Source organism: Pseudomonas sp. NFPP28 (assembly GCF_900115535.1).
Classification (GTDB): Bacteria; Pseudomonadota; Gammaproteobacteria; order Pseudomonadales; family Pseudomonadaceae; genus Aquipseudomonas; species Aquipseudomonas extremorientalis.
Map to the genome: position 1 here is coordinate 221,458 of NZ_FOWT01000007.1, position 16,308 is coordinate 237,765.

General features: G+C 60.1%; 15 protein-coding genes. 7 read left to right on the forward strand and 8 right to left on the reverse strand.

Annotated features, from left to right (window positions below; all coding sequences use genetic code 11):
* Positions 1-60: 60 nt before the first annotated feature.
* Positions 61-495: a MarR family transcriptional regulator gene (locus tag BM110_RS19430; protein ID WP_058424932.1), complete on the reverse strand. Its 435-nt coding sequence runs from the start codon at positions 493-495 to the stop codon at positions 61-63.
* Between the two features lie 121 nt (positions 496-616).
* Complete coding sequence (recQ, locus tag BM110_RS19435) at positions 617-2,743, reverse strand: DNA helicase RecQ (RefSeq protein WP_093514009.1); 2,127 nt, start codon at positions 2,741-2,743, stop codon at positions 617-619.
* Positions 2,744-3,008: 265 nt separating this feature from the next.
* Between recQ and BM110_RS19440 the strand changes: the two genes are divergently transcribed.
* From BM110_RS19440 to BM110_RS19450, 3 genes are all read left to right on the forward strand, one after another.
* Positions 3,009-3,596: a UPF0149 family protein gene (locus BM110_RS19440; RefSeq protein WP_058424934.1), complete on the forward strand. Its 588-nt coding sequence runs from the start codon at positions 3,009-3,011 to the stop codon at positions 3,594-3,596.
* A 20-nt stretch (positions 3,597-3,616) separates the two neighbouring features.
* Positions 3,617-4,000 carry a YbaN family protein gene (locus BM110_RS19445; RefSeq protein ID WP_071491302.1) on the forward strand — a complete coding sequence of 128 codons (384 nt, stop codon included), beginning with the start codon at positions 3,617-3,619 and terminating at the stop codon, positions 3,998-4,000.
* 117 nt (positions 4,001-4,117) lie between these two features.
* Positions 4,118-7,588, forward strand: a complete 3,471-nt coding sequence (locus tag BM110_RS19450; RefSeq protein WP_093514010.1) for a hybrid sensor histidine kinase/response regulator — start codon at positions 4,118-4,120, stop codon at positions 7,586-7,588.
* 24 nt (positions 7,589-7,612) lie between these two features.
* On the opposite strand, the gene rmuC is transcribed toward BM110_RS19450, so the two are convergent.
* On the reverse strand, positions 7,613-8,977 hold the full coding sequence (gene rmuC, locus BM110_RS19455) for a DNA recombination protein RmuC (RefSeq protein WP_170856059.1): 1,365 nt from the start codon (positions 8,975-8,977) through the stop codon (positions 7,613-7,615).
* 175 nt (positions 8,978-9,152) lie between these two features.
* Entirely contained in the window at positions 9,153-9,476 is a 324-nt protein-coding gene (locus tag BM110_RS19460) for an SEL1-like repeat protein (RefSeq protein WP_078049644.1), read from the reverse strand.
* A 457-nt stretch (positions 9,477-9,933) separates the two neighbouring features.
* On the opposite strand from BM110_RS19460, the gene BM110_RS19465 reads away from it, so the two are divergent.
* From BM110_RS19465 to BM110_RS19485, 4 genes are all read left to right on the forward strand, one after another.
* The gene (locus BM110_RS19465) at positions 9,934-10,239 is read left to right on the forward strand and encodes a hypothetical protein (protein WP_093514011.1); all 306 of its coding nucleotides are present in this window, start codon (positions 9,934-9,936) and stop codon (positions 10,237-10,239) included.
* Positions 10,240-10,683: 444 nt separating this feature from the next.
* Entirely contained in the window at positions 10,684-10,908 is a 225-nt protein-coding gene (locus BM110_RS19475; RefSeq protein ID WP_005790139.1) for a hypothetical protein, read from the forward strand.
* A 280-nt stretch (positions 10,909-11,188) separates the two neighbouring features.
* Positions 11,189-11,671: a hypothetical protein gene (locus BM110_RS19480; protein ID WP_093514012.1), complete on the forward strand. Its 483-nt coding sequence runs from the start codon at positions 11,189-11,191 to the stop codon at positions 11,669-11,671.
* A gap of 146 nt (positions 11,672-11,817) precedes the next feature.
* Positions 11,818-13,101: an OmpP1/FadL family transporter gene (locus tag BM110_RS19485; RefSeq protein WP_093514013.1), complete on the forward strand. Its 1,284-nt coding sequence runs from the start codon at positions 11,818-11,820 to the stop codon at positions 13,099-13,101.
* 65 nt (positions 13,102-13,166) lie between these two features.
* Here the strand turns inward: BM110_RS19485 and BM110_RS19490 are convergent, their stop codons facing one another.
* The 4 genes from BM110_RS19490 to BM110_RS19505 all read right to left on the reverse strand — a co-directional run bounded on the left by BM110_RS19490 (position 13,167) and on the right by BM110_RS19505 (position 16,307).
* On the reverse strand, positions 13,167-13,718 hold the full coding sequence (locus BM110_RS19490; RefSeq protein ID WP_093122251.1) for a glutathione peroxidase: 552 nt from the start codon (positions 13,716-13,718) through the stop codon (positions 13,167-13,169).
* Between the two features lie 150 nt (positions 13,719-13,868).
* Positions 13,869-15,068, reverse strand: coding sequence for an MFS transporter (locus tag BM110_RS19495; protein ID WP_175538857.1), 1,200 nt, complete (start codon positions 15,066-15,068; stop codon positions 13,869-13,871).
* Positions 15,069-15,131: 63 nt separating this feature from the next.
* Positions 15,132-15,536, reverse strand: coding sequence for a MarR family winged helix-turn-helix transcriptional regulator (locus tag BM110_RS19500; protein ID WP_058424943.1), 405 nt, complete (start codon positions 15,534-15,536; stop codon positions 15,132-15,134).
* Positions 15,537-15,578: 42 nt separating this feature from the next.
* Positions 15,579-16,307: an adenosylcobinamide-GDP ribazoletransferase gene (locus BM110_RS19505; protein WP_093514015.1), complete on the reverse strand. Its 729-nt coding sequence runs from the start codon at positions 16,305-16,307 to the stop codon at positions 15,579-15,581.
* Between the last annotated feature and the right edge of the window lies 1 nt (position 16,308).

Here is a 16,308-nt window from a genome sequence, read left to right on the forward strand (position 1 = left end):
CAACAAATCTGCTCACCACCACAGCACCGCTGGCCACAGCAAGCCCGCCCGGTGGTTTCTTCAGGACTTTTCCAGATTCGCCAGGATGTGCCCATGCACGCGCATGCACACGCTCAGGTCGGCTTCGTCCACCCCCACAAACAGCTCGTGGCGCAGGGCGGTGGCAATGGTTTCGATTTGTTCGATCAGGGGGCGTGCGGTATCACACAGCACGATGCGCTTCGCACGACGGTCTTCCACCACCGCCTGGCGTTGCACCAGGCCTTGGCCTTCAAGGCTGTCCAGCAGGCGAGCCAGTGTAGGCCCTTCGACGCCGACGCTTTGCGCCAGCTCACGCTGGGTGGGTGCTTCTTCAAAACGAGCCAAGTGCAGCAGAACCAGCCAGCGCGCCTGAGATAAACCAAGCCCCGCCAGACGGCGGTCCAGCTCGGCGCGCCACCCACGGGACATTTGCGCCAGCTGCATGCCAAAACGATGTTGATCGGTTAAAGACATAAAAAACTCATTGTTTAGACTGAAAATAAAGTGTGGCTAATTATTAGTCAGCTAAGCATGAGCTTTGCCCATAGGCAAGAGTTGCTATGTACTGATTCGTTACATTGTCGTAATTGCCACACTAAATTTCGAACTCAGACTGCAAAGCCGCGCGCACGCAGTACAAAACCCCCTCTGGAACACGCCCGGTAAACAGCGGCGCAATCTCCGCAACAGGTGGTAATTCGCCCTCGCCGTCGAGGAACGCATCCTGGATCTCACCGAGCAGATCCTCTGGCAAATCAAGGGCCTGCTCCAACGACAACTGCTGCTTGCCGATGGATTCGGCAAGCAAGGTGTAGACGTTTTTTTCCGAACATTGCAACTGACCGGCGATCTGGATCGGGGTCATGCCGGCGCGTGCCAGGCTGATCAGTTCGTGGCGGATATCGGCGACCTCCTTCGGCGCTTCGGCATGGCCGCCGAGCACTTCGAGGAACGCCTGGCCGTAACGCTCCAGCTTTCGCGCCCCCACGCCGCTGACGCGCGCCATCTCGGCCATGGTGGTGGGCTGTTCGCGCAACATTTCCAACAGCGTCGAGTCGGGGAAAATGACGTACGGCGGCACGCTGTGTTCCTGTGCCAGTTTGCGCCGAAGGGTGCGCAAGGCTTCCCACTGCTCCCGTTCCTCGCCACGCACCAGTTGGCTGGCCTGACTGGTGCTGGTCCTTGCGGTGGTCTGCGGCTTGAGGTCGCGGCGTAACTCCAGGCTGACCTCGCCTTTCAGCAAGGGCCGGCAACTGTCATTCAGACGCAGGCCGCCGAATCCTTCGATGTCGATGTCTACCAATCCACGCGCGACCATCTGCCGGAACAGAGAACGCCATTCGCCTTCGGCGCGGGCCTTGCCGACACCGTAGACCGAGAGTTTTTCGTGGCCGAAGCTGCGGACCTTCTCGTTGTCCTTGCCCAGCAGTACATCCACCAGATGGCCCACACCATAACGCTGACCAGTGCGGTAGATAGCGGACAAACCCTGGCGTGCCGGCTCGGTGGCATCCCAGGTCTGCACGCCATCAACGCAGTTATCGCAGTGGCCGCAGGGTTCAGGCATGTCTTCATCGAAATATGCCAGCAGGGTCTGGCGCCGGCAGCGGGTTTCCTCACACAGCGAGAGCATCGCGTCGAGCTTGTGCTGCTCCAGGCGCTTGTGTCGCTCGTCGCCTTCGGAGTTCTGCAACATCTGCTTGAGCATCACCACGTCTTGCAGGCCGTAGACCATCCACGCATCCGCCGGCAAACCGTCACGGCCGGCACGCCCGGTTTCCTGGTAGTACGCCTCGAGGGATTTGGGCAAATCCATGTGCGCCACGAAGCGCACGTTGGATTTGTCGATGCCCATGCCGAACGCGATGGTGGCCACCATGATCAGGCCTTCCTCGTTGAGGAAGCGCTTCTGGTGCGCCGAACGCGTTTCGTTGGGCAGGCCGGCGTGGTACGGCAGCGCCGGGTAGCCCTGCTCGCAGAGAAACGCAGCCACTTCATCGACCTTCTTGCGCGACAGGCAATAGACGATGCCCGCATCGCTGCGCCGCTCGGAGAGGAACGCCAGCAACTGCTTGCGCGGCTGCTCCTTGGGCACGATGCGATAGAAAATATTCGGTCGATCGAAGCTTGAGAGGAAGCGTTCGGCGTTCTGCAGATGCAGGCGCTCGACGATTTCTTCCCGGGTGCGCTTGTCGGCGGTCGCGGTCAGCGCAATGCGCGGCACATCGGGAAACAGCTCCGCCAATTGGCCGAGCTGCAAATACTCGCGGCGGAAGTCATGACCCCATTGCGATACGCAGTGGGCTTCATCGATGGCGAACAGGGCGATTTCCAGGCTCTGCAAAAACGCCAGCATGCGCGGCTGCACCAGACGCTCGGGCGCCAGATAGAGCATCTTCACTTCACCGCGCTTGATGCGAGCGGCCAGGTCACGCTGCTGTTCGGCACTGAGGGTGGAATTCAACGATGCGGCGGCGACACCCAGCTCTTCCAGGGTTGCCACCTGGTCGTCCATCAATGCGATCAAAGGCGATACCACCACCGCCAAGCCATTGCGCAACAGCGCCGGCACCTGGAAGCACAAAGACTTGCCGCCACCGGTAGGCATCAGGACCAGTGCGTCACCGCCACTGGCCACGCGCTCAATGATCGCACCCTGGCGGCCACGAAAACTGTCGTAGCCGAAGATGTCCTTGAGGACGCGTTGAGCCTGCTCGAGCATGTAAAACTCCAAAATGGTGCCGAAATCCCTCTGTACAGGCTGGCCGAAAAAACACGCTTTCACGGGAAATAATCCGTAAGCGAAGTTTTCGCGGGCTGGCGCTTGGCCTGCAAGGGCATCACAAAACGCGGCAGTATACCCGAGCGATCTGCGGCAAAGGGCATCACTGACGAATAGCCGCCACGATCTAAAATGCCGTGCGGCTGGCCTGGGCGCTCAAGAAAGCCTAGAATTCAGCATCGTTTATTCCCAAGGTAACTCTTCAATGTCCTTCGCTGAGCAACTAACCCGCCTGCAAGCCTTCCTCGACGCCGATGAGCTGCATGACGAGGCGCTGGACTACGTGGCCGCCCACGGCTACCTGACCGCCTTGTCGATCTGCTCCGAGGTCGTGCCTGACCGTGAATGGATCGACGCGCTGTTCGCCGAAGAGCCGCACTACACCGACGCTGCCCAACGCGAAGAAATCGAAGCCACCCTGCTGGCCCTCAAGGCCCACATCGGTCGCCAGCTGGCCTCCGACGAAGAGTTCGAGCTGCCGTGCGAACTGGACCTGGGCGAAGAGCCGGATGACTCCGACCTGCGCGGCTGGTGCATCGGCTTCATGGAAGGCGTGTTCCTGCGCGAAGCCGCCTGGTTCGAAACCGCCGAGGAAGAAGTCAGCGAAATGCTGCTGCCGATCATGGTCGGTTCGGGTCTGTTCGACGACCAGCCGGAGTTCTCCGACATCGCCGCCGACGCCAACCTGATGGACGACATGATCGTGCAGATCCCGGAAGCCCTCACCGCGCTGTACCTGCTGTGCAACGCCCCTGACGAAAAACCGGCGATCCTCAAGCCACGTCACCACTGAGTCGTTTGCCCGTGACACCCATGGGCAACCGTCCGCTGCTCCTGCGCTACCTGCTGCTGGCCATTGGTTGGCTGAGCGTAGCGCTGGGGGTCATCGGCATTTTCCTACCGGTATTGCCGACCACGCCCTTCCTGCTGCTCGCCGCTGCCTGCTTCGCCCGAAGCTCCCCGCGTTTCTACCACTGGCTGGTGCAACACCCGCGCCTTGGCCCGTGGATCCGTGATTACCTGGACGGCAACGGCATCCCGCTCAAGGGCAAGGTCTACGCCATCGGCTTGATGTGGCTGAGCATCGGCGTGTCCTGCTATTTAGTGCCCCTACCGTGGGCGCGCGGCTTCATGCTGACCAGCGCCGTGCTGGTGACAATCTACATCCTGCGCCAGAAAACCCTGCCACCGCGCTGAATGACCTGCGACATTCGATCCCACACGACCTTGGTCGACACTGACTAACCCCAGGCATCATGCGAGACTGTCCAACCGGGCCTGGAATGCCCGGGCGTTCCTATGCTCGGAGTTACCATGACGCTGTCCAGCGGGCTGATCGCCGCCGTTGCCCTGGCCTATATGGCCATTATGTTTGCCATCGCCTTCTACGGTGACCGTCGCCGTGCGCCACTGCCGCCGCGCATGCGTGCCTGGGTGTACAGCCTGTCGCTGGCAGTTTATTGCACCAGTTGGACCTTCTTTGGCGCCGTAGGCCAGGCCGCCGAACAGCTGTGGGCGTTTTTACCGATTTACCTGGGGCCGGTGCTGCTGCTGGTGCTGGCACCCTGGGTGCTGCAGAAGATGATTCTGATCAGCAAGCAGGAAAACATCACCTCCATTGCCGACTTTATTGCCGCGCGCTACGGCAAATCCCAATCGCTGGCGGTGGTGGTCGCACTCATCTGCCTGGTCGGCGTATTGCCTTACATCGCCCTGCAACTCAAAGGCATCGTGCTGGGGGTGAACCTGTTGATCGGCGCGGGCGCGGACACCACCGGCACCCGCGCCCAGGACACCGCGTTGATTGTGTCGCTGGTGCTGGCGCTGTTCACCATCGTGTTTGGTACGCGCAACCTCGACGCGACGGAGCACCACCGGGGCATGGTGCTGGCGATCGCGTTTGAATCCCTGGTCAAGCTGTTCGCCTTTCTGGCGGTCGGCGCGTTTGTGACCTACGGCCTGTACGACGGTTTCGGCGACCTGTTCAGCCAGGCCATGTTGGCGCCACGGCTGGAGGAATACTGGAAAGAGACCGTCAACTGGCCGTCGATGGTGGTGCAGACCGGCGTGGCAATGATGGCGATCATCTGCCTGCCGCGGCAGTTTCATGTCACGGTGGTGGAAAATATCGACCCTCAGGACCTGCGTCTGGCCAAATGGGTGTTCCCCGCCTACCTGATCCTGGCTGCTCTGTTTGTAGTACCGATCGCCCTGGGCGGCAAGATGATGCTGCCGGGCTCGGTGCTGCCGGACTCCTACGTGATCAGCCTGCCCATGGCCGAAGCCCACCCGGCGCTGGCGGTGCTGGCCTTTATCGGCGGCGCCTCGGCGGCCACCGGCATGGTGATTGTGGCGAGCATCGCCTTGTCGACCATGGTCTCCAACGACATGCTACTGCCGTGGCTGCTGCGCCGCTCCAGTGCCGAGCGCCCGTTCGAAGTGTTCCGCCACTGGATGCTGTCGGTACGCCGAGTCAGCATCGTCATCATCCTGTTGCTGGCCTACGTCAGCTACCGCCTGCTGGGGTCCACCGCGAGCCTGGCGACCATCGGCCAGATCGCCTTTGCCGCCGTGACTCAACTGGCACCGGCGATGCTCGGTGCGCTGTATTGGAAACAGGCCAACCGACGCGGCGTGTTTGCCGGGCTGGCAGCGGGCATCTTCCTATGGTTCTACACCTTGGTCCTACCGGTAACGGCGAAAAGCCTGGGCTGGTCCCTCAGCCTTTTCCCAGGACTGACGTGGATGCATTCCCACCCACTGGGTCTGTCCGTGACGTCGTTGACCCTGGGCACCGTGTTCTCGCTGGCGGGCAACTTCACGCTGTTCGTGTGGGTGTCGATGCTGTCGCGCACGCGGGTTTCCGAACACTGGCAAGCCGGGCGTTTTATTGGCCAGGAAATCAGCCAACGCGCCAGCGCCCGCTCGATGCTGTCGGTGCAGATCAGTGATTTGCTCAGCCTGGCCGCGCGCTTTGTGGGTGAAGAACGCGCCCAGCAGAGTTTTATCCGCTTCGCCTATCGTCAGGGCAAAGGCTTCAACCCCAACCAGAATGCCGACAACGACTGGATCGCCCACACAGAGCGGTTGCTGGCCGGTGTACTCGGTGCCTCCTCGACCCGTGCCGTGGTGAAAGCCGCCATTGAAGGGCGGGAAATGCAACTGGAGGACGTGGTACGCATCGCCGACGAAGCCTCGGAAGTGCTGCAGTTCAACCGCGCCTTGCTGCAAGGCGCTATCGAGAACATCACCCAGGGTATCAGCGTGGTCGACCAGTCCCTCAAGTTGGTGGCCTGGAACCGGCGTTATCTGGAGCTGTTCAACTACCCGGACGGACTGATCAGCGTCGGCCGGCCGATTGCCGACATCATCCGCTACAACGCCGAACGTGGCTTGTGCGGGCCAGGTGAGGCCGAAGTGCATGTGGCGCGCCGCCTGCACTGGATGCGCCAGGGCCGTGCGCACACGTCTGAACGCTTGTTTCCCAATGGTCGCGTGATCGAGCTGATCGGCAACCCGATGCCCGGCGGTGGCTTCGTGATGAGTTTCACCGACATCACTGCGTTCCGTGAAGCCGAGCAAGCCCTTACAGAGGCCAACGAAGGCCTGGAACAACGGGTCACCGAGCGCACCCACGAACTGTCGCAGTTGAACGTGGCGCTCACCGACGCCAAGGGCGTGGCCGAGTCCGCCAGCCAGTCGAAGACGCGTTTCCTGGCGGCGGTCAGCCATGATCTGATGCAACCCCTGAATGCCGCACGCCTGTTCTCCGCCGCCCTCTCCCACCAGCAGGACGGCCTCTCCAGCGAAGCCCGGCAATTGGTGCAGCACCTGGACAGCTCACTGCGTTCCGCCGAAGACCTGATCAGCGACCTGCTGGATATTTCGCGCCTGGAAAACGGCAAGATCAATCCGCAGCGCCAGCCTTTTGTGCTTAACGAACTGTTCGACACCTTGGGCGCCGAGTTCAAGGCGCTGGCCCAGGAGCAAGGTCTGCGCTTCCGCCTGCGCGGCAGTCGTTTGCGCGTGGACAGCGACATCAAGTTGCTCCGCCGGATTCTGCAGAACTTTCTTACCAACGCATTCCGTTATGCCGACGGCCCGGTGCTACTCGGCGTACGCCGACGTAAAGACGCGCTGTGCCTGGAAGTGTGGGACCGTGGCCCGGGAATCCCACCGGATAAACAAAAGGTGATCTTCGAGGAATTCAAGCGCCTGGACAGCCACCAGACCCGCGCCGAGAAAGGCCTGGGGTTGGGCCTGGCGATCGCCGACGGCCTGTGCCGCGTGCTGGGCCACCGCCTGAGTGTGCGTTCATGGCCCGGCAAGGGCAGCGTATTCAGCGTGCGCGTGCCGCTGGCCCGCAACCAGACCAGCCCGCAGGTCAGGACGCCGCAGGAAACCGGCCTGCCGCTGAGCGGTGCGCAGGTGCTGTGCGTGGATAACGAAGAAAGCATCCTGATCGGCATGCGCAGCCTGCTGACGCGCTGGGGCTGCGAAGTCTGGACCGCCACCGACCAGGCGCAATGCGCGGCATTGCTGGCCGATGGCGTGCGTCCGCAACTGGCGCTGGTGGACTACCATCTGGACCATGGCGAAACCGGGACTGAACTGGTGGGTTGGCTGCGCGCGCAATTGGCGGAGCCGATTCCCGGCGTGGTGATCAGCGCCGACGGCCGCCCGGAGATGGTGGCCGAGGTGCATGCGGCGGGGTTGGATTACCTGGCCAAGCCGGTGAAACCGGCAGCGTTGCGGGCATTGTTGAGTCGGCATCTGCCTTTGTAGGAGACGGCAGGCCGACGCCTACCGTTACTCGGGCAGATGGGCCACGCCATCTGAGTCGGTCATCGCCCGTTCCAGCAAATCAGCAGGAAGACTCTTGCTGGCCCGCGCACCGAGCAATCTCAATTGCTCAGTCCGGCTGACCAGATTTCCGCGCCCATCTGTCAGCTTGTTACGCGCGGCGCTGTAAGCCTTATCCAACTGCTGCAAACGGTTACCCACTTCATCCAGGTCCTGGATAAACAACACGAACTTGTCGTACAGCCAACCGGCGCGCTCGGCGATCTCCCGGGCATTCTGGCTCTGGCGTTCCTGCTTCCACAGGCTGTCGATCACGCGCAGGGTGGCCAGCAACGTGGTCGGGCTGACGATCACGATATGGCGGTCGAAGGCTTCCTGGAACAGGTTCGGCTCGGCCTGCAACGCAGCGGAAAACGCTGCTTCAATAGGTACGAACAGCAACACGAAATCCAGGCTGTGCAGGCCCTCCAGGCGCTTGTAATCCTTGCTCGCCAGCCCCTTGACGTGATTACGCAGCGACAGTACGTGCTGTTTCAGGGCCGCCTGGCCGATGACCTCATCATCCGCCGCCACGTATTGTTGATACGCGGTGAGGCTGACCTTGGAATCCACCACCACCTGCTTGTCACCAGGCAACATGATCAGCACGTCCGGCTGGAAGCGCTCGCCATCCGGGCCCTTGAGGCTGACTTGGGTCTGGTACTCACGGCCTTTTTCCAGGCCCGCGTGCTCCAATACCCGTTCGAGGATCAGCTCCCCCCAGTTGCCTTGGGTTTTCTGGCCCTTCAACGCACGAGTCAGGTTGGTGGCTTCATCCGACAGACGCAGGTTCAGTTGCTGTAGGCGCTCCAGCTCTTTAGCCAGGGAAAAACGCTCGCGCGCCTCGTTCTGATAGCTTTCTTCCACGCGCTTTTCGAAAGATTGAATGCGCTCCTTCAGCGGGTCGAGCAATTGGCCCAGGCGCTCCTGGCTGGTTTCGGCAAAGCGCTGTTCGCGCTCATCGAAGATCTTGCCGGCCAGCTCGGCGAACTGCGCGCGCAGCTCATCCCGCGAGCCTTGCAGGTCGGTTAGGCGTTGTTGATGGCTGTCCTGTTGTTCGCGCAGTTCGGCGCGCAAGGCAGCTGAAAGAGCGTCGAGGCGGCGCAGCTCAGTCTCCTTGGCGCTGCGGTCGAGGTTCCAGGCGTGGGCGGCGTCGCGGGCATTGTCACGGTCGATCTGCAGCAGCTCGACTTCGCGGCGTAAGGCAGCCAGGTCGGCCTGCTTGGCGGCGTTGGCCTGGCTCAGATCGCTGATCTCGTCGCGGCTGGCATCCAACTGCGCGGCGAGGCCCTCCTGGGCCAGTTGTGCGGTGGCCAGGCGCTCTTCGAGCAGTTCCCAGCCGGTCATGCGTGCGGTCAGTCGCCGCTGAAGCTGCCAGCACACCGCCAATAAAGGCACGGCAGCGCCTGCGAGGCCCAGGGCGATACTGGTCCAGTCAAAAACCATAGACATGTCTGCCATCACCGAAAAAAAGCAAGGTTAGCGGAGCCCAGGGCCTGAGGACAGCTCAGTCTTCGACCTGGCCCAGTTCACGCTGGGCGCGACGGTCGCCGGCACGGGCCGCCAGGCGCAACAGGTCGTGGCCGATGCGGCGGTCGCGGGCATTCCCACATTCACGGCACATCAGTTGGCCCAGGCGACTTTGGGCAGCGACCACGCCTTCACGGGCGGGCTGCTTGAGCAAGCGCCCGGCGAAGTGTTTGACGTTGGTGTTATGACCCAGGCGCGGACTGTCGAGCAGCCACAAGGCAACTTTCAAGGAGAAGCGCTTGGGGGCGGTAACAGTTTGAGGGGCATCGGTAACAGAAGGTGATACTGAGCGAAACTTCATAAAGCACTGTGGGACAGATCGGAAGGCGCGCCACTCTACTCTTTTTTTCGTACAGGTAAAGCTGAAAAAACTCTGCACGCCCGTTCTAGAGCAAGCGCTTGGGACAATCCACAGAAGCTGTGGATAACTCAGTGGACAACCCCCCTTTAACTCGCGCAAAGCCCCATGGAATGGGGGCCGCAGTCAAACTGACGATTTTTTCACCAATAAAAAAAAGCCAGATTTTTCATTGACTTAAATTTCCATTGCAGGCAAATGGGAGCCCCTCAGAGCAGTTGACAGCGTGGTTACACCCCCCGCAACTAATGTGCACAACTACCCATCCGACGGTTATATCACCGGCGTTTTTTGAAGCAACTTGCTGCAAAGATGTTACCGCCAAGGCCAACCAGGGACTTTTCAAATCTTGCCGGGCTCGCCACACTCCCCGACCTACAGCGCAACGGTGGAGGGGTCGATGAAGGGAATTCTGTTGTTCGCGGTGCTGCTCCTGGCCATCTGTGCCATTTCCTTGGGAATCAATGCGGCGCTGCCCTCTCCGGACGGGGCACTGTTCGCCATCGCCATTCTGCTGTCGGCGGCGTTCACGGCCGTGAGCTTGTGCATCGAGCTCGGCGAAGGCCGGATCAACGATATGAGGGATGTTATGAAAGTGGTCGAGACCGGCCAATCCCTGCGCTTGACCCTTGCCGCTTACGGGCTGGGTTGTTCGCTGGCAGCGGCAGCCACGGTACTGGTTTATCGGGGCCTGCTGGGCGGCTGATTGAAGTTTTTTGGCTAACACACTTCCCTTACCCGTTTCAATCCGTTACTATCCGCGGCGTTAGTACCAAGCTGAAAGTCAATTCTGGTCGAACAACTCCCTTGTACAACACGGGATCGACCACCTCGATGGTTTCCAGGTATCACTTGCGACGACACTGCCTTTGAACAAGCAAAGGGTGCCGCGAAGTTTCCATACTCTGACCGAACCAACCTGCAAATTGATCAGGATCTTCACCCTGGGCCCAGAACCTTTGCCCCTGTTGTGTCGCCTGCCCTCCTAAGTACCTACCTGCCAGCCCAAGCGCGCCTAACTTAATAGCGCTTCAAACTGGCTGCTTTGTTCCAGTCGGGTTCTTCGTTCGATCAATGGTGATCAACGTCACTGGAACGTTTTAATACGGCACGGTTCTTATCTGTGTCATTTGTAGGAACACCAATAATTATGAACGCTCAAATCCACACTCAGGATGCCATTCGCACCCTCACCAACGCTTTTGCTCCAATGAACTGCCTGATCATGGCCGCTCGCAAAGGCTGCTTCAGCTTCACCCTGGTCAACGAACACGGCATCGCTCGTCACAGCGAACGCCTGTACCCCGATCAATACTCCAGCGCAGAACCGCTGCAGGCCGTGATCGAGCGTACCCGTCAGGCACTGACTGCCTGATCGACCCGAGTCGCTGAAACACAAAAACCCTGTTTAAAAAGCAGGGTTTTTTATTGCCCGGAATTTGCCCACCGAGCTTTTGCACTAAGTTCAAATAGATATAAACGTTATAACTAAATGAAGAAGATGTTTTAAAAACAGTCCTTTACATCGCAAATATGACACTACACTTCAACTCAAGCGGCATGATCCGCTTCCGGCGAGCCTGAGATCCGATCCACTGCTGCCAAGCCCCCACCTTCTCAGGCCTCGTCGACCACTTTCACGGATTGAGGCTTGTATGGGTATCGCTGCCAGCGAATTGTGTCGTTATGTGATCAGGCCGACGTTGATGTACCTTGGCCGACATAACCCGACGGCCGAGTCACTGCTGCTGGGCATTGCCGCCAGCCAGTCGGAACTCGGTTCCGCCTTGCACGACCGGCGTGGACACGGCCTGTACAGCATCACCGAACCGCGCCACCGCGCGTTGTGGGACAGCTACCTGGCACTGGACCCCGAGCGCGCCAGCCTGGTACGCGGCCTCGCCAGCCAGCACGCGTTCCTCAGCGCACCGCAACTTGAGCTGACGGTCAACCTGCGTTATGCCACGGCCATCGCCTGGCTTTTGGTGGAACAACACACCCCTGCACTGCCCCCGCCCGGTGATGTGCTGGGCATGGCACGTATCTGGAAAGAAATTTTTCATCCACAAGGAAGGCTGCGCGATTTCACTCAAGCCTGGCAAACCTGTGTTTCACCCATGAATCAGGTGGTTTGCTGACCGGGCAATTTGCAAGATTCGCCAAAAAATCAGAATTTTGGTCGGATTGTCCTACAAAACCGCTCTATCTCCTGCATTACAGCCTATAGCGCGATGTTAAATTTATTGTTACTTTCCGCAGCGGTGATCACCACGGAGTTCTAATAATGAAAAAAGTAATGCTCAAGACCACACTTAGCCTCGCCGTTGCCATGGCCTCTTCCCACGTGTTCGCAAGCGGTTTCGCACTGAACGAACAGAGCGTCAGCGGAATGGGTACGGGTTTCGCAGGTCGCTCTTCTTCTGCCGATGATGCAAGCACGGTTTACGGTAACCCTGCCGGTATGTCCCGCTTGAATGGCCAGCAAATCACGGGCGGTGTTGCTGCCATTGATGCGTCGACCGATATCAGCAACACAGGTGGTAATTCTCGCGGCTCCAACAAAGGTGACATGGTTCCGTTCACCGCAGTGCCATTTGGTTTCTATACCAACAAACTCAATGATCAGTGGGCCGTTGGCTTCGGTGTATACGCACCGTTCGGCCTGGTGACTGACTACGAAAGCGGCTTTCAGGGCCGTGGTTTCGGCAGCAAGAGCGAAGTGAAGGTCATCACCTTCCAGCCAACTGTCAGCTATGCATTCAACGACCGCGTATCGGTCGGCTTTGGCCCGACCATCAACCGGATCTCCGGTGTGCTGGAATCGGACAAGACCCTTAACCCTGCCGTCAGCGATACCAACGTCAAAATCAAGGGCGATGATACGGCACTGGGCTTCAATGTCGGTGTATTGGTTCAAGCGACTGATACCACACGTGTTGGCCTGACCTACCACTCCAAGGTCAAGTACAAGCTGGACGGCCACACCACCGTGAGTGGTCCCGCCGCGACTCAACCGTTCCTGCGTAACAACCGTTATGACGCGTCGCTGAAAATCGATACTCCAGAGTCCTACGACCTGTCGGTTACACAAGACCTGACTGACGCCTGGAAACTGTATGGCGGTGCTACCTGGACGCGCTGGAGTCGCCTGAAAGAGATCACCGTCAACAACAAAGGTGTAACGGGGGCAGGTGGTTTATTGGCACCGAGCCAACTCAGCGCGATCACCGAAGAACAGAACTGGCACGATACCTGGGCCTACGCAGTGGGTACTTCTTACCAGTTGACCAACCAAGTGGTGTTGCGCACCGGTTTGACCTTCGACCAGTCACCCACCAACAACACCAATCGTTCTCCGCGGATTCCTACAGGCGACCGCACGATCTTCAGTGTGGGCCTTGGTTACAAAGTCATGGATAACATGACGATCGACCTGGCTTACTCGTACCTGAAGGAAGAGGACGTCAAGGTCAACCAGACCGCTGCCGCTCCTTCAACCGCCAGCTACCGCGCCAAGTATGAAAACAGCGCCAACGGTTTCGGCCTGGGCATGACCTACACCTTCTGATCCAGACGGGTGTATAAAAGCCCCGCTCTCCTGCAAAGGAAGCGGGGCTTTTTAATGGCTGGCCCTCAAGGTTTGGAGGCGATCGCCTGTTCCACCGCCTTGATCAGATCCGGATTGTCCGGCTTGGTGAGGCTGGAAAAATTGGCAATCACCTTGCCCTGCCGATCCACCACGTACTTGTAGAAATTCCACTTCGGCGGCGCGTCGGTCTGCTGCGCCAACACCTTGAATAGATGCACCGCATCCGGTCCCTTGACCTTCTGTGGCTCGGTCATGGTGAAGGTCACGCCGTAATTCACGTAGCAGACCTTGGCAGTCTCTTCGCCAGTCTTGGCTTCCTGCTTGAAGTCATCGGACGGCACGCCGATCACTTCCAGCCCTTGGCCCTTGTAGCGTTGGTACAACGCCTCAAGGCCTTTGAACTGCGGGGCGAACCCGCAGAAGCTGGCAGTGTTGACGATAACCAGCGGCTTGCCGGCAAAACGCTGGCACAGGTCGATGGATTCCTTGGCGCGCAGCTTGGGCAACTGGCCCTCCAGCAGCGGCGGACAACTGGCGGCCAGGGCGACACTGCCAATGGCCATCAGGACGGGTACAGCGAGCCAACGCATCTGCATGTCGTGTGTCCTTAAAAGTATTCAGACCACGAACTTAACAGATCGCCATACCCAGTTGCATCAACGCCAGCCCGCCATGCTGCCAGCCCCACCAGGCCAGCAGCACCAGGAGCAGCCCCGCGACGAGGATCAGACCGCGTAACGCTACACTCATGCCGCCTCCATCTGCGCCTGCAAGCGCGCCACCGGCCGCTCACGCACCGGCCAGTTCAGGGCGGCGGCGAGCAGGCTCAACAGAATCGCCACCTGCCAGATCAAATCGTAGTTGCCGGTTCGATCATAGACCACCCCGCCCAACCAGCCACCCAGGAACGAACCCAACTGGTGGAACAGGAATACGATCCCACCCAGCATGGAAAGGTTTCGCACACCAAACAGCGTCGCCACGGTGCCGTTGGTCAACGGTACCGTGGATAGCCACAGGAAGCCCATCGCCATGCCAAACAGGTAGGCCGTGATCTCGGTGACCGGCGCCCACAGAAACAGCACGATCACCACCGCACGGAGCAGGTACAAGCCCGTCAGCAAGCGCGGTTTGGACATGCGCCCGCCGAGCCAGCCGGCGGTGTAGGTCCCGAAGATATTGAACAGGCCAATCAGGGCCAGCACCGTGGTGCCAACCGTGGCCGGCAAGTGCTGGTCTACGAGGTAAGCCGGCAGGTGCACGCCGATAAACACTACTTGAAAACCGCAGACAAAAAAGCCGAACGCCAGCAGCCAGAAGCCGGAATGGGAACAGGCTTCCTTCAAGGCTTCACGCAGGGTCTGCTGGCCGGCCAGCGCCGGTAGCGGCCGGTCCTTGAGCATGGCGACCAGCGGCAGGATCAGCGCCACCATCAAGCCCAGTGCGAGCAATGCCACCGACCAGCCCAGCCAACTGATCAAACCCAGCGTGCCCGGTACCATCGCAAACTGGCCGAACGAACCGGCAGCACTGGCGATCCCCATCGCCATGCTGCGTTTTTCCGGCGCCACCGCGCGGCCGACCACACCCAGAATCACTGAGAACGAGGTGCCGGACAGGCCGATACCAATCAACAAGCCCGCACTGAGGGACAATGACCACGCCGAATCGGACATGCCCATCAACACCAGGCCAACGGCGTACAGAACACCGCCGACAAATACCGCTTTGGTGGCACCAAAACGGTCGGCCAGGGCGCCGGTGAACGGCTGCGCCAGACCCCAGATCAGGTTCTGCAGGGCGATGGCGAAGGCGAAGGTCTCGCGGCCCCAGCCAAACTCGCTGCTCATCGGCGCCAGGAACAGGCCGAAACCGTGGCGCACGCCCAACGACAACGCCAGGATCAGCGCACTCCCCACAAGAATCCAGCCACTGGTGCGCCACATCGAGGTCATTTCTTATTCTCCGCTCGCGGGTATATACCCGCTTGTATTCGAACAAACTCCCTTTCAGGCGAGTTCGTCCAGCAAGGCCAACAAGGTTTCGCGTTTTTCCGCGCCGAGTTGATCGATCAATTTCTGCTGCGCCGCCTCCCAGGCGGGTAATGCGGCGGCGAGTCGCGCCTCACCCTCCCGGGTCAACATCACCAGGCGATTGCGCAGGTCGTCGCCTTCCACCAGTTGCACCAGGCCCTCGCCTTCCAGCACCCGCAGGTTGCGGCCCAAGGTGCTGCGATCCAGGCCCATGGCTTCCGCCAGGCTGGAAATGCTCGGCTGGTCGAGTCGTTGCAGGTTGCACAGCAAAGAATACTGGGCGACGTTGATCCCGAAGCCGTCGAGAGCGCCGTCGTAATGCCTGCTGACGCCACGGGCGGCACGTCGCAGGTTGGTACATAAACATTGGGAGGCAAGCATGGAACGTGTATATACCCGCGATTAAGGAAATGCAAGAAAGTGTTACAGCGCCAGGCCGACCAGAACCGCGACTTCCAGCAGCTCCAGCAAGGCGCCTGCGGTATCGCCCGTGGTGCCACCCAGCCGATTGACCATAAGTTGGCGCAGCCCCAGAAAGCAGACCGCCGCGAGCAATACCGCAACCCCGCCGCTGAAGCCGCCAATCAGGATGCAGGCAAGACCACTGAGGATCAGTACCTGTTGACCGACAATCCTCGGTAAATGATCCGACAGTGCCTGGCCCAGTCCCCCTGCACGCACATAGCGCGTGGTGAGAAACAGCGCCAGCATCGAGGCGCGGCCGATCAGCGGCGCCAGGATCAGCGCGACGCCATTGTGTTGCTCGATCAAAGCTACCAGCGCAGTGAACTTGAGCAACAGCACCAACCCCAGCGTCACCACGGCAATCGGCCCGCTGCGCGGGTCCTTCATGATCGTGAGCGTGCGCTCGCGGTCACCGAAGCCGCCCAGCCAGGCATCGGCGCTGTCCGCCAGGCCATCCAGGTGCAAGCCGCCACTGAGCAATACCCAGGCAGTCAGTAACAGTGCGGCATGCAGCAGCAATGGCGCGCCCATCAATACGCTGTTCAGCGCCCACAACAGCACGCCGAACAACAGGCCTACCACCGGATAAAACAGCAGCGAACGCCCCAGTTCCTGAGGCTGTGGCATGCCCGGCAGGCGAATCGGCAGGCTGCTGAGAAATTGCAGGGCGATCCAGAATGGCAGCACG

Excerpts from the sequence above, each read along its gene's own strand:
- BM110_RS19490 (WP_093122251.1), bottom strand. The coding sequence starts at position 13,718 with ATGCAGATGCGTTGGCTCGCTGTACCCGTCCTGATGGCCATTGGCAGT.
- recQ (WP_093514009.1), bottom strand. The coding sequence starts at position 2,743 with ATGCTCGAGCAGGCTCAACGCGTCCTCAAGGACATCTTCGGCTACGAC.
- BM110_RS19485 (WP_093514013.1), top strand. The coding sequence starts at position 11,818 with ATGAAAAAAGTAATGCTCAAGACCACACTTAGCCTCGCCGTTGCCATG.
- BM110_RS19445 (WP_071491302.1), top strand. The coding sequence starts at position 3,617 with ATGGGCAACCGTCCGCTGCTCCTGCGCTACCTGCTGCTGGCCATTGGT.
- BM110_RS19475 (WP_005790139.1), top strand. The coding sequence starts at position 10,684 with ATGAACGCTCAAATCCACACTCAGGATGCCATTCGCACCCTCACCAAC.
- BM110_RS19450 (WP_093514010.1), top strand. The coding sequence starts at position 4,118 with ATGACGCTGTCCAGCGGGCTGATCGCCGCCGTTGCCCTGGCCTATATG.
- BM110_RS19500 (WP_058424943.1), bottom strand. The coding sequence starts at position 15,536 with ATGCTTGCCTCCCAATGTTTATGTACCAACCTGCGACGTGCCGCCCGT.
- BM110_RS19460 (WP_078049644.1), bottom strand. The coding sequence starts at position 9,476 with ATGAAGTTTCGCTCAGTATCACCTTCTGTTACCGATGCCCCTCAAACT.
- BM110_RS19495 (WP_175538857.1), bottom strand. The coding sequence starts at position 15,068 with ATGTGGCGCACCAGTGGCTGGATTCTTGTGGGGAGTGCGCTGATCCTG.
- BM110_RS19440 (WP_058424934.1), top strand. The coding sequence starts at position 3,009 with ATGTCCTTCGCTGAGCAACTAACCCGCCTGCAAGCCTTCCTCGACGCC.
- BM110_RS19465 (WP_093514011.1), top strand. The coding sequence starts at position 9,934 with ATGAAGGGAATTCTGTTGTTCGCGGTGCTGCTCCTGGCCATCTGTGCC.
- BM110_RS19480 (WP_093514012.1), top strand. The coding sequence starts at position 11,189 with ATGGGTATCGCTGCCAGCGAATTGTGTCGTTATGTGATCAGGCCGACG.
- BM110_RS19430 (WP_058424932.1), bottom strand. The coding sequence starts at position 495 with ATGTCTTTAACCGATCAACATCGTTTTGGCATGCAGCTGGCGCAAATG.